Raw genomic sequence first — 12,986 nt, 5'->3', positions numbered from 1 at the left:
ACTCTATATGGAAAGGGTGAGCGTGGATTTCCAAGTCTGGCCCGAGGCTATCGAACTCGGACAACTGTTTGCCGATCAAGGATTTGAACTGTCGCTGGTGGGGGGTCCCGTCCGTGACCTGCTCCTGCATCGGCCATCGCACGACCTGGATTTCTGTACTTCGGCCCGGCCCGAGGAGTTTGAACCGATTCTGCACAAGTGGGGTTCCGGATTCTGGGACATGGGCCGCAAGTTCGGCACCTTGGGAGCCATGCGCCGCCGCCCGGATGGAACGGAAATCAAGGTCGAGGTGACCACCTATCGCAGGGACACCTACGATCCGGACTCGCGCAAGCCTGACGTGGATTATGGCGACAGCCTGGAGGGGGACCTCTCCCGAAGGGATTTCACGGTCAATGCCATGGCCCTGCGGGTGCCGGACCTGGTTTTCGTCGACCCCTATCGGGGTGCCAATGATCTGGCCAAGCAGGTGCTGCGTACCCCTGTGGATCCCGAACAGTCCTTCGAAGATGATCCGTTGAGGATGATGCGGGCCGTTCGTTTCGTGGCTCAGCTGGGTTTCACCATCGCCCCTGAGACGGCCGAGGCCATAACCCGGATGACCGACCGAATCAGTATCGTCTCGGCCGAGAGGGTCCGCGACGAGTTGACCAAACTCATGCTCAGTGCCCATCCCACCAAGGGAATCGAGGCCCTGGTCGAATCAGGTCTGGCCGATATCGTCCTGCCCGAGATTCCCGCCCTGGAACTGGAGCTTGATGAGCATCATCGCCATAAGGACGTTTTTGAGCACACCCTGATGGTGGTGGATCGGGCCATCGCCCTGGAGACCGGCCCGGACGGACCTGTGCCGGCCCCTGACCTGACCCTGCGCCTGGCGGCTCTCATGCACGACATAGGCAAGCCCAAGACCAGACGTTTCGAATCCGGTGGGAAGGTGAGTTTCCACCACCATGATGCAGTCGGTGCCCGAATGGCCCGTACCAGGTTGAAGGCCCTGCGCTTCGACCACCACATCATCGATGACGTCTGCGACCTGATTGGCATGCATCTGCGCTTCCACGGGTACGTGGACGAGCGGTGGACCGATGCTGCCGTCCGGCGCTATGCCAAGGAGACAGGACCGCTCTTCGAGCGGCTGAACCGCCTGACCAGGGCTGATGCGACCACCAGGAACAAACGCAAGTCCCAGATATTCTCGGCCGCCATGGACGAGTTGGAGGAGCGGGTGCGCCAGCTGCGCAAGCAGGAGGATCTGGATGCCATCCGACCCGACCTGGATGGCGGGCAGATCATGGAGATACTGGACCTTCAGCCCGGACCGATGGTGGGCAAGGCCTACCGGCACATGCTGGACTACCGCCTGGATATGGGGCCGGTCGATCAGGACCAGGCCGTGGAGGAGTTGAAGAGCTGGTGGGCCCGGGAGGGAGCCGAGGACTAGGCCCTGGGGGAATCCCGATCAGGCCTTGGGTGCTTCGGGCAGGTCTTTCATGCTTGCCGGATCGGCCACACACCCCTTGATGCCTTCGATGTCCTTGCCGACCGTGGAGGATTTGTCTTCATCGTTCAGGTCGTTGAAGGTTGCTCCGATGACCACATCGACCAGGTCATCACTCCGGTCGTCCATGATCATGATGGCGTCGTTGAACTGGGTTGCGACCGTATAACCACGGTCGATGCCCTGGATGCCGAAACGGATTTCGGTGCGTGCCGTCTCCGTCTTGTTGGGGTAGTCGCCGACCCCCTGCATGTTGAAACCGCGATTACGCAGGGCAGCTGCCACGGCCGTGCCCAGGCCGGATTTGCTGGTTCCGTTGAGGACCCTGATACGGATATCGGGGTGGTTGACCAGCTTGGAATCCTGGGGGGGACAGGGCAGACTGACCCCATAGTTGGGCTTGACGACCTTGCTTTCCTTGGTGGAGCGACCCACGGTACCGAAGATGACCAGACTGGCGACAATCATGATGACCACCAGGGCACAGACCGCGATGGTGAATACCATCTTCTGCCTGCGCCTCACGAACTGTCGGCGAGCCTCACGTTCATCGAGTGGTTCGGGATTCGTCATGGTCCACCTTCCGCAAATTACCTGGTCAACACTCTACCTTCAATGGGTGACGCTCACCGGTCTCACGACGGGTGCGACCGGTGAGTCGGCTTCGATGATCCAGTCCACGGCGCCTTCCCGCTCCCAGATCGCTTTCAGGGTCGCTGCCCTGTCCCCTTCGGGAACCATGGCGACCACTGAGGGTCCTGACCCGGAGATGAAGGCGGGGCCGGCTCCGAATCCGCGGGCCAGGTCAAGGGCAAGACCTGAGCGAGGATGGAGGGTGCAGGCGGCCAGCTCCAGGTCGTTGAGGTCGTTGTGGCCCGACCCAACCTCGTCGAAAGTCCGGTAGACACGGGCCGTGCTGAGTTCCTTCTCGTAGGCACCGATCAACATATGCCCGGTGAGCCCGGTCTCGGTCAGTCGGGCGACTTCGGTGCCGTGAGTATCCAGGGGAGTTAGTTTCTGGCCGAAGTCGGCCCCCTTGCAGATGCCGCCATGCAGGCAGAAAGGAAGATCGGCACCCAGGTCCGCGGCGATTGGTTCCAGGCTGGTCATAGGGAGACCGAGTCCCCAGAGCTTGTTCAGGCCCAGCAGGGTACCGGCGGCATCGGTCGATCCTCCGGCCAGGCCCGCACCGACCGGTATGCGCTTGGTGATGTGGATGGAGACGTCAGGCTGGTGACCGGTGGTTCCGGCCAGGGCCAGAAGGGCCTTGACGGCCAGGTTGGCTTTGGGGTCGGCATAGCCGTCGGCCAGATCGCCCAGGTGGTCCCCCTCCAAGGTCAGCGCGAAGCCGGAGCCCGGTTCCCGTAAGGTCAGGTCAACCCGGTCATGGAGGCTGATAGCGCTGTAGATCGTATCCAGTTGGTGGCGGCTACCCCACTCATCATGACTGGGCCCGACTTTCAGCCTCAGGTTTATCTTGGCCGGGCAGTCCAGGCTTACGCTTCTGCCGGTTGGTTGTCCGGCTTCTTCCGGTTGTGTCATTCCTCCGTCTCCCGGCAGGCCCGGGCCAGGGCGGCGAACTCTTCCACGCGCATGGTCTCGCCGCGCCGCGTGGGGTCTATGCCGGCCTCGGTGAAAGCCTCGGGAGGTACCAACCCCTTCAAGGCCGCATGGAGGGTCTTGCGCCGTTGCCCGAAGGCGGCATCCACCAGGGCAAAGACTTCTTTTCGCTGGGACTCCACGGCTTCCGGCGAGGTGGACGGCGCGGTTGCACGGGTGAAGGAGACCAGGGCCGAGTCCACGTTCGGTGCTGGCCAGAAGACATTGCGCCCGATTCGGCCTGCGGATTCGGCCCGTCCGTACCAGGCCAGTTTCAGACTGGGGGCCCCGTAGACCTTGGACCCGGGGGAGGCGACCAGGCGATCGGCCACTTCTTTCTGCACCATGACCAGGAAGCGATTCAGGTTGGGGAAGCGCTCCAGCAGGGTCAGGATGATAGGTGTGGCCACGTTGTAGGGGAGGTTGGACACCAGGGTCAGGCTCCCTGCTGCCGCCAGGTCGGCTTGGTTGTCCGCGGACAGTGTCAGGGCATCCCTGTTGATGACCGTGAGGCGGTCTTGGGCATCGGGCATGAAGTCGGCGATTGTTTCGGGCAGGCGGGCGGCCAGAGCGGGATCGATCTCGACGGCCGTTACCTTGCTGCCGACTTCCAGGAGGCCGAGAGTCAGGGAGCCCAGCCCCGGTCCGACCTCCAGAACCGGGTCATTGGCACCCACCTCGGCCAGACGGACGATTCGGCGCACGGTTCCGGGGTCGATGACGAAATTCTGCCCCAGTCGCTTGGTGGGGTGGATCCCGGCCAGGTCGGCTATGCGGCGGATATCCGCAGCTCCGAGGAGGTGTCCGGTCTCGGCCTGGTCCGTATCGGTGGTGTGGGTGATCTGGTCGCCCTGTGCATCTGGGGTGGGCAGGGGCATCAGTACCATCCGGTCTGTTCCGAGTGCCGCCAGGCCCCGCTGGGGTTGCCGTACCTGCCGGCGATATAGCTCAGGCCCCAATCAATCTGAACGGCTGCGTCATCACGCCAGGCGGCACCAGCCGACGCCATCTTGCTGCCAGGTAGGGATTGGGGTATTCCATAGGCGCCCGAGTACTGATTCTCCGCGTACCAGAGCCATCGCGATTCCCTGTTCCAGAGTTTGACCAGGTCATCGAACTGGCTTCCGACCCATCCCCTCTGTGCTGCGGCTCCCGCTGCGTAGGTCATGGCCGCTTCCGGAGAGGCGTGCCAGAGTCCGCTACTTGGTGTCGGTGGCGTTGGTGGTGTCGGTGGTGTCGGGGTGGGAGGGGCCGGGGGCCGGACTGGCTCGGGTGGTTGTGCGGGTTGCGGATTCTGGGTCGGCTGTGCGGGTTCGGTCGGTCTGGAGGTCTGGGGAGGGGTGGTGGGCTGGGTCGGCTTATCCTGGTCGGAGTCCTGCTTCGACTCGTTCTTTTCCTGGTTCTTATCCTTGTTCTTGCCCTTGTCCCCATCATTCGTCTTGCCTTGGTCCGGTTTGGTCTCCTGCTTGTCCGGACCGATGGCCACCACCTGGTCGATGGGCATGCTGACGGTCTCTTCCTTGACTACGCTCTCGGATTCCGCCTCTCCATCCACATAGGTGACCTGTATGGTCTCCTGCTTCTCTCCGTCGACGCCCTGCTGACGAATCTCAATCTGCCCCGGGGCCAGATTAGGGTCAATCACCGTTCGGATCCCAAAGGCCAGGGGGGTGCTTCTGACGGTCTCTCCATGGGTGACGCGTCGTACCCGCAGGACCGTGGTGTCCTGGTCCTTTTCGACCGAGACGCGATCCTCCTTGCCCAGGACTATCCCCTTGGAATCGAGGATGGAAGCCGCTGGCAGCTTGCCGTTTGGGGCCACGGAGCTCTTCCCGTCGGCAATGACCGTCACAGGCCCTTCCTGGTTGATGACCAGACCGCCGGTCAGCTGGTTGTAAACGTTCTTCACGTCCACGGTGACCTTCATGGCGTTGCGTTGGTTGGCCTCGAAGAAGCCAAGGAGCTGGTTGACGCTGGTGGCCGTGGTCCAGAAGGCAACCTGCTGCCCCTGGATGTTGATTGTGGTCTGGTATGCGGAACGGACGGTAACCACATCGTGGTTGCGAAGCTGTCCGCCAGAGGTCGAATCGACCAGGTCGTGGGTCTTGACCTTGACCCCGGCCTGTTTCAGGAGTCCGTCCACGCTGTAGGCATAGGTATTGATGGTGCGCGTCTGCCCATTGACGCTCAGGGATACGCTCTTGTGGGCCGTGAGGCCGAAGGTGATGGTCATTGCCACGACGGTCAGGATGGCGCACAGAGCCACGCGTACCCGTCTCTGTACGATGAACCGCCGCGGTGTCCAGCGTCTGGCCATCCCGTCTCCCTCCGAACCTGAAGTCGTCTGGTGTACCCTCCCGTGAATCTTAGCGGGTAACGGCTCGGTCCCGGCTGTGGGGGCGACAAGAGCCAGATAAATGTACACATTTGATGGGACCTGAGATAGCAGAAGAGCCCGGTCGGCCATCGTGGTCGACCGGGCTCTTCCGGGTCACGCGGTTTTGCTCGCGGACCTAACGAGGAGAGGACGGGAATGAAGGGGAATGATCCCGTCCCCCAATACGGAGCGGAGATGGTTGGGGAATGACTCCGGTCCGTACCTTCGAAGGCTGAGCCTTCGAAATGACTTACTCGAGGGAAGCTCTGTAGTTATCTTTAAATATCCTATCGCAACCTGTAGAAAATTGAACCTCTTGCGGGGAATCAACGCAATTCCGTTACGAATGAGCCTCCTGTCAGATTCGAACTGACGACCTGCCGCTTACAAGGCGGCTGCTCTGGCCAACTGAGCTAAGGAGGCGGTCCTGTTCCGACAGACACAGGTCTCAATACAGTGGATTATCCTAACACCATCCATGCACTGCCGGGAACGCTCTCTTTGCGCGAACACACATCCTGCATGGGATTGAGAGAGCGAGCCGGCGTTCCGTGCGTATGCGCGAGGGGTGTTACAAGGCCAGTGGGCTGCCCTTGGGGCCGATTGAAGGCAGGACATCATCCTGGCCAACCTGCTCGGGGTCGAGGCCTATGGCCTTGAGGAGCCCGGCCTTGTAGTCCAGTCCGGACGTGGAGAGTTGCCCCAGGTCCCAGAAGGTCCCGTTGATGCGGACGGTCGGTGTGGACATCTGTCCCTTGTTGTGCCCCGAGGTATTCCACAGTTCCTTACGGGTCGGGGTGTACTTGTCCAAAGCACTCAGCCACGCCCTGTACTCGCCCTTGAGGGAACGGTCTGCCATCTCTGGGCTGATGCCCGCCTTGATGGCCTGCTGGCGGATCTGCTTGTCGCTGACCGGCTTGTAGTTCTCCTCGTCGGGCTGGAAGTCCTTGTCGTAAAGACTGGCCATGAAGGGCAGGAAGTGATCCGGATCGTTCTGCGCGATGTAGACCGCGGCGGAACCTGCACGGGATGAGTACTCGTCGGTGGTGAGTCGGTCCATGAACGACATGGGGTAGATGACCAGGTTGATCTGCCCGGCCTTCACCATGGCGGTCAGGGTGGAGTCCAATCCGCGATGAAGGGCACCGCAGCCTGGGCACATGAAGTCCATGTAGATCTCCACCGTGGGGGCCTGCTCAACCGACTTGTCCACTCCGGCCTTGCTGATCAGTATGCCGCCCTTGTCGTTGGCGACCGAGGGCTTCACCTTGACCTTCTGGACGGTCTCGTAGGCGTTTTCCACCTTGACCGGCTTGTGGCTGTTCCAATAGAGGAATCCGCCCAGGGCAATCAGGGCCACCACCACGATGGTGACGATAAGTCCGATCAGGGTCTGCTGCTTGCGTTCCCGGGCGGCCTCCTGCTGGCGGGCCTCCTCCTCGGCCCGGAGCCTGGCCTTGCGGTTCTGCTGCTGCCTGGCCTGGGTGGACTGGCGGCTGGACTTGGACATGTCACGGGTCCTTTCATTTGAATACTGAGCAAAGTCTAATCGCGGTCCATGAGGTCGAGGACGGATTACGAGTGAAGAATGGGTATAGGTGACCAGTCCATGGAAGGATGCAGGGCGACCAGGGTCAGGACGGCGGCCAGAACGAGCACCCAGACCAGGACCATGGTCCAGGCCCGGCGATGGCCCTTGGGCTTGGATGTGGCGGATTCGGTCTCCGATTGGCCTTGCATGGCCTGTGGGTCGGTGCTTGGATTGACCGCCTGGTCAACGGCCCCCAGGGGGAGCCAACCTGCACCGAGGCGGACCATGTAGGCCCATCCGGCCGCCTTCTTGGCATCCGGTCCGGCCTCCCCGACCAGCACGGTGGAGAGCCAACCCACCATGGTTGCCAGCCCCATGGTCAATCCCACCAGGGAGAGGGGGGCTCCTGCCGGAAGAGGGAAGCGCAGGAGGTGCCCGCCCAGGTTTATATACCCCGAAACCGTTGTCTGTCCGCCAAGCCAGGTGGCCAGTGCGCCGATTACCAAGACCACCAGGGCCAGGATGAGGATGCGAGGGAGGCTGAGCAGAAGGGCCTTGAGCAGGTGCCAGGGCAGGGCGGCCGCATTCAGGGCCCGGTCATGCCCCCTGCGTTGGCCTCCCCGCTTCAGCTCCCGATTGATCTGGCCCTGCAGACTCAGGCCGGCGGTACCCAGGAACCACATCAGCATCCACGCCAGGACCAGGGCGGAAATGGGGGCCACCAGAGCCATGAGGGCCGGAATGAAACCGATGATGACCAGTACCGCTGTGCCGGCATGGAGATAACGGGTCTGTCGGATCAGGGCTGGAGGCTCCTGAGCCGGGGGCTGATCGCCCAGCCAATGACCGGTGTCTTCCGGGGGGAGGGGGCTGGCGGCCGGCAGGGGCGGACCCTGGTAGCTCGTGGCCTGGGCGTCCTCCATATCGGACTGCGGTTGGCGGTCGTCCCATACCCCCTGGGGGAAGGCGTGGGTCTGCAGCATCTGGGTTCCGCCCAACCGGGTGGTTTCCTCGGGGTCGTCACGGCTGAGCGCATCCAGGGTGGCGGTGGCTTCATCGGCAGAGGACCAGGCCATACGGGGATTGCCCTGGGCCGGAATCACGGACGTTCCTGCTTCCAGGGTTCGGGTTTCGGGCTCCACTACCTGTGTGGCAGGTTCCACCACCTGGGTCGGTTCCTCCTGTCCCGAGTCATCCCTTGAAGAGCTTGCGCCAAAAGGGCGCACCCCCTCCTCCCGAGTGCCTTGATCCTGGGCCGGCTGATGTGTTGTGTTGTCTCCTGTGGCAATTCCGGAGCCCCCAGCGCCGGGGTCCATGGCATCCCTGGTGATGGCGCCCAGGAGGTCTTCGGGGCTGCAACGGGAATCGCGGTCAGGGGAGAGGGCCGCCCTGAAGGCCTTCATGGTGTCGAGGGGCAATCCGGACAGGTCGGCATTGCCCGAGGCCTCCCGCTCCAGGACCGCCATCATGGGTTTGCTGCCGAACACGGGCTTGCCGGTGGCGGCGAAGGCCAGGACCGCCGCTGTGCTCCACCAGTCCGTACCCTGGTCGGATTCGGCCCCGTCGATGATTTCAGGGGCGATGAATCCCGGGGTTCCCATGACCAGCCCCGTTCGGGTAACGTGGCTCTCCCCCTGGCCCATGGCGATGCCGAAGTCGACCAGGACCGGCCCCGAGGCCGAGATCATCACGTTGGTGGGCTTGATGTCACGGTGGACGATGCCCGCCCGGTGGACAGCCCTGACCGCATCGATCATCTTGCTGGTCAGCCGTTCGAGGTCATCGCCCGTATAGGGACCATTGGCCGCCACATCATCCCGGAGGTTCCGCCCCTCAATCAGCTCGGTCACGATGAATGCCAGGGCATCATCGAGCTCCATATCGACTATCTGGCAGACCCCGGGATGGTTGATTCGCTTCAGGGACAGGGCCTCGCGGCGCAGGCGCTCGCGGGCGGAGGCTCGGTCGCGGGCTTCGGGACTGTCGGGCCGGTCCTGGTCATCCTCCGTCAGGGACTCCCGCAGGATCTTCATGGCGTAGTCCTGGCCCCCGTCATCCCTGGCACGCCAGACGGACCCCATGGCACCGCCGCCAAGGGGTTCAATCAGGGTGTAGCCCCCAACCAGCCGACCCGGTTCCAGATTCAGCCCTTCAAGATCACTCATATCTCCATTGTGCCCCGACTTGGTGAAAATGACCTGATTCCGGGTTCCGTCGTTTCGTTCCCGCGTCGGGATGCCGTCCCCCTGCGCAAGAACTCGATGTCCGGTGAAGACGGTCCCCGAAAGGCCGGGTGGTCAGGTGCGCTGAGAAGGGGACGGATGATATCTGCAAACAGTCGCTGATACAATATTCTCGAAGGGGAAATCCTTACTACAAAAAGGAAAAGGAAGTTCATGGAAACTTCGCGTTTTGAACAAGGATCACAGGCTCTGGCAGCCATCGATGGCAAGGGAGGTCAGGATGTCATCGACTCCCTGCAGGATATAGCGCCCGACCTGGGTCGTTGGATTGTCGAATTCGCCTTTGGCGACATATACACCAGGGAGGGGCTCAGCCTGCAGCAGCGGGAGCTGGTCACCATAGGCAGCCTGGTCACACAGGGTGATACGGCCCCGCAGCTGGCTGTTCACATCCAGGGTGCCCTGAATGTTGGGCTGAGCAAGGAGTCCGTCATCGAAGCCATCCTCCAGTGTGTGCCCTACGTGGGCTTCCCGAGGGTCATTAATGCCATCAATGTGGCACGGAAGGTCTTCGCAAGTGCCGATGAGGATTCCGCCGAGTCCAAGGCCTGAGTAGGAACGACCACTTCGCACTTGCCTGAGTCGCACCGGCTTGGCAATCCCGCGAACGCAAATCCCCCAGTCGCTGTGATGCACCAGTGACTGGGGGATTTGAATAGTTCGGCTCCAAGGCCGATGAGAGCCGACAAATGGGCGCGAACCGAGATCGATCCTTGGTGTATAGTGATAAGTGGCTCGAGGGAGAGTTTCTCTTAACCGACAAATAAAAACCGTTGTGCGACACGGCCGAAGTTGGCTTGGTCTCAAGACGGAAACCACAGTGAAAAATCAACCCTTCACTACGGATCGTTCGGCACGTACCTGCCGATGAAAGGATGAACAATGGCAGAAGTGGTATTTGACCACGTCACTCGTATCTACCCGGGCAATGATGAGCCCTCGGTGAGTGACCTCAGTCTTGATATCAAGGACGGCGAGTTCCTGGTCCTGGTTGGCCCCTCCGGTTGCGGCAAGTCCACGACCCTGCGCATGCTGGCCGGCCTGGAGGAAGTCAACAAGGGGCGCATCCTCATCGGTGACACGGATGTCACGACCATGCAGCCCAAGGACCGTGACATCGCCATGGTCTTCCAGAACTACGCCCTCTACCCCCACATGACCGTTGCCGACAACATGGGCTTCGCCCTGAAGATTGCCGGGACGCCCAAGGACGAGATTCGCCAGCGGGTCGAGAAGGCGGCTGAGGTCCTCGACCTCACCGAGTACCTGGATCGCAAGCCCAAGGCACTGTCCGGTGGTCAGCGTCAGCGTGTGGCCATGGGTCGTGCAATCGTGCGCCAGCCCAAGGTCTTCCTGATGGATGAGCCTCTTTCCAACCTGGATGCCAAGCTCCGTGTGCAGACCCGTACACAGATTGCCGCCCTGCAGCGTCAGTTGAACGTCACCACCCTGTACGTGACCCACGATCAGACCGAGGCCCTCACCATGGGCGACAGGATTGCCGTCATCAAGCTGGGCATCCTGCAGCAGGTCGGTGCTCCCACCGAACTCTATGACCGCCCCGAGAACGTCTTCGTGGCCGGCTTCATCGGCTCTCCTTCGATGAACATCAACATCCACCCGGTCGTCAATGGTCAGGCCAAGATTGGTGAGGATACCGTCAGCCTGCCCCGCGAGGCTGTCGACAAGCTGACTCCCGAGGACGAGGGCAAGATCGTCGTGGGCTTCCGCCCCGAGGATGCCTCCCTGGCCGGCCCCTCCGAACCTGACGCCTTCTCCCTGAAGGTCGCCAATGTCGAGGATCTGGGTTCCGACGGATACATCTACGGCAACATTCTGACCGACGACAGTGCAGCCGAGCAGGCTACCGTTATGTCCGACCAGAACAAGCTGACTACAATCCGCGTCAGCCCGCGTGCCCTGCCGAAGGTCGGCGATGTGGTGAAGATCCATATCGATCCTGCGAAGATGCACCTCTTCTCTCCGGCCACCGAGCTGCGTCTGAACTGATTGCACCGGGATTCGTGCGGTCGGGTCCAAAGGATCGGATTCGTCCGCACGGTCCCTTTTCCTCTTCCCTTTCCTATTGGTCGGGTGACCAGGAGCCCTGTGCGACAGGTTCGCGCGGGGCTCTTCCCGTGTGGGAGGGGCGACGATTAGATTGGTGAAGCATGACCAGTGTGAATATCAACCGGGCCACCGCAGCCTCCATGGATCCCAGGGCCGTCCAGGCCACATCCATACAGGTGCCGGATTCCTCCCAGCCTGAACGGGAACCCGCCGCCCTGCACATCACCGCCTCAAGTTCCAATCCGAAGATGTTCACCCTCCCCTGGGAGGATCCACTGGCGACCTGGCCCCAGGAGCTTCTGGCCAATCTGCCCCGCGGCATCTCCAGGCACGTGGTCCGCTTCGTCCATGTGGGCGATGACGTATATGCCATGAAGGAGATTACCCAGCGGGTGGCCGAACGGGAGTATGAGCTGCTCCGTAAGCTCCAGAAGCTGGAGCTGCCCACGGTCAATCCGATTGCCGTGGTCACCGGGCGTCACACCCGGGATGGGCAGCCCCTGGAGGCCATGCTGGTCACACAGCATCTGAAGTTCTCCCTGCCCTACCGTGCACTCTTTGCGCGCAACCTCCGCCCCGATACGGCCGAGCGTCTGATTGATGCCCTGGCGGTCCTCTTGGTCAGGTTGCATCTTGGCGGTTTCTATTGGGGTGACGTATCCCTATCCAACGTGCTCTTCCTGCGTGACGCAGATGCCTTCTCGGCCTTCCTGGTCGATGCCGAGACCGGTGACCTCCATGCCAGCCTGACCGATGGTCAACGCGAGTACGATATCGATCTGGCCAGGACCAATATCATCGGCGAACTGATGGATCTCCACTCGGGCAATCTCCTCTCCGGCGATGTGGACGAGGTGGATGTGGGCAACCGTCTGGTCGACCGCTACCACTCCCTATGGAGCGCCCTGACCGACGTGGACAGCTTCGACCCTGACGAGATGTGGAAGATTGAACGCAGGGTCAACAAGCTCAACGACCTGGGCTTCGATGTGGATGAGCTTGAAATGAAGACCGAGGAGGACGGGAACCGTGTACTGGTGCGACCCAGGGTGGTCGATGCCGGGTACGCCTCCCGCAAGCTTCTGCGTCTGACCGGCCTGGATGTCCAGGAGAATCAGGCTCGTCGCCTCCTGAATGATTTGGATGCCTACAGGGCTTCGACCTGGCGGCAGGGCGAAGATCTGGAGATTGTGGCCACCGATTGGATGCGCGAGGTCTTCGAGCCCACCGTTCGGATGATACCGTCCGAGTACCGCAGCCAGATTGAGCCGGCCCAGTTCTTCCATGAGGTTCTGACCCATCGTTGGCGCCTGGCGGAAAAGGCCGGGCATGATGTACCCATGGCCGAGGCCGTGCAGAGCTACATCAAGGAGTCCCTGCCTGAGTACAGGTTGGACTCGGAGGACATGAAGACCATCAACGAAGAAGCCGACTCCGGTGTCGTGGATGATGAGATGCACTGGAAGCAGGGCGGAGACGGAGGGAGGGGTGAAACCGTCGGAAGTGATGACGACCGGAGCAACCCAGTCAATCCGGTCTTCGGGGGCGGACTCACCCCGGGAAGTCTGGAGGCCGCCGCTGACCAGGATGATCAGGATGCTGCGGTCTGGGCTTCCAGCTGATGAATCAGGTCTGATGACAATTCAGCCGACCACGGGGTTGAAC

Annotated in this window: 10 protein-coding genes and 1 tRNA gene; 4 read left to right on the top strand and 7 right to left on the bottom strand. The window is 61.8% G+C overall.

The features are described from left to right. The first annotated feature begins 22 nt into the window (after positions 1-22). Positions 23-1,444, top strand: a complete 1,422-nt coding sequence (locus bcor_RS07030) for a CCA tRNA nucleotidyltransferase (RefSeq protein WP_033498492.1) — start codon at positions 23-25, stop codon at positions 1,442-1,444. A gap of 18 nt (positions 1,445-1,462) precedes the next feature. Here the strand turns inward: bcor_RS07030 and bcor_RS07025 are convergent, their stop codons facing one another. The 7 genes from bcor_RS07025 to bcor_RS06995 all read right to left on the bottom strand — a co-directional run bounded on the left by bcor_RS07025 (position 1,463) and on the right by bcor_RS06995 (position 9,173). After that, positions 1,463-2,074, bottom strand: a complete 612-nt coding sequence (locus bcor_RS07025; protein WP_033491045.1) for a LytR C-terminal domain-containing protein — start codon at positions 2,072-2,074, stop codon at positions 1,463-1,465. Positions 2,075-2,113: 39 nt separating this feature from the next. Further along, positions 2,114-3,043, bottom strand: a complete 930-nt coding sequence (locus bcor_RS07020; protein ID WP_033498473.1) for a 4-(cytidine 5'-diphospho)-2-C-methyl-D-erythritol kinase — start codon at positions 3,041-3,043, stop codon at positions 2,114-2,116. Further along, positions 3,040-3,978, bottom strand: coding sequence for a 16S rRNA (adenine(1518)-N(6)/adenine(1519)-N(6))-dimethyltransferase RsmA (gene rsmA, locus bcor_RS07015; RefSeq protein ID WP_033498472.1), 939 nt, complete (start codon positions 3,976-3,978; stop codon positions 3,040-3,042). The genes bcor_RS07020 and rsmA overlap by 4 nt, the downstream gene beginning before the upstream one ends. Further along, positions 3,978-5,417 carry an aggregation-promoting factor C-terminal-like domain-containing protein gene (locus bcor_RS07010; RefSeq protein WP_033498471.1) on the bottom strand — a complete coding sequence of 480 codons (1,440 nt, stop codon included), beginning with the start codon at positions 5,415-5,417 and terminating at the stop codon, positions 3,978-3,980. Before bcor_RS07010 ends, rsmA begins: the two co-directional genes overlap by 1 nt. 409 nt (positions 5,418-5,826) lie before the next feature. Then, positions 5,827-5,900: transfer RNA gene (locus tag bcor_RS07005), tRNA-Thr, on the bottom strand. A 148-nt stretch (positions 5,901-6,048) separates the two neighbouring features. After that, complete coding sequence (locus tag bcor_RS07000) at positions 6,049-6,987, bottom strand: DsbA family protein (protein ID WP_033491053.1); 939 nt, start codon at positions 6,985-6,987, stop codon at positions 6,049-6,051. A 65-nt stretch (positions 6,988-7,052) separates the two neighbouring features. Continuing rightward, positions 7,053-9,173 (bottom strand): serine/threonine-protein kinase, encoded by a 2,121-nt coding sequence (locus bcor_RS06995; protein ID WP_051875749.1) that lies wholly within the window; start codon positions 9,171-9,173, stop codon positions 7,053-7,055. Positions 9,174-9,404: 231 nt separating this feature from the next. Here bcor_RS06995 and bcor_RS06990 point away from each other — a divergent pair, with 231 nt between their 5' ends. From bcor_RS06990 to bcor_RS06980, 3 genes are all read left to right on the top strand, one after another. Beyond that, positions 9,405-9,803 (top strand): carboxymuconolactone decarboxylase family protein, encoded by a 399-nt coding sequence (locus bcor_RS06990; protein WP_033498470.1) that lies wholly within the window; start codon positions 9,405-9,407, stop codon positions 9,801-9,803. 330 nt (positions 9,804-10,133) lie between these two features. After that, positions 10,134-11,261, top strand: coding sequence for an ABC transporter ATP-binding protein (locus bcor_RS06985; RefSeq protein WP_033491057.1), 1,128 nt, complete (start codon positions 10,134-10,136; stop codon positions 11,259-11,261). Positions 11,262-11,461: 200 nt separating this feature from the next. Further along, on the top strand, positions 11,462-12,943 hold the full coding sequence (locus bcor_RS06980) for a DUF4032 domain-containing protein (protein WP_081870425.1): 1,482 nt from the start codon (positions 11,462-11,464) through the stop codon (positions 12,941-12,943). The last annotated feature ends 43 nt before the right edge of the window (positions 12,944-12,986 follow it).

Source organism: Bifidobacterium coryneforme (genome assembly GCF_000737865.1).
GTDB lineage: Bacteria > Actinomycetota > Actinomycetes > Actinomycetales > Bifidobacteriaceae > Bombiscardovia > Bombiscardovia coryneformis.
The sequence above is the reverse complement of the archived record's forward strand: the minus strand, read 5'-3'. Positions and strand labels throughout refer to the sequence as shown.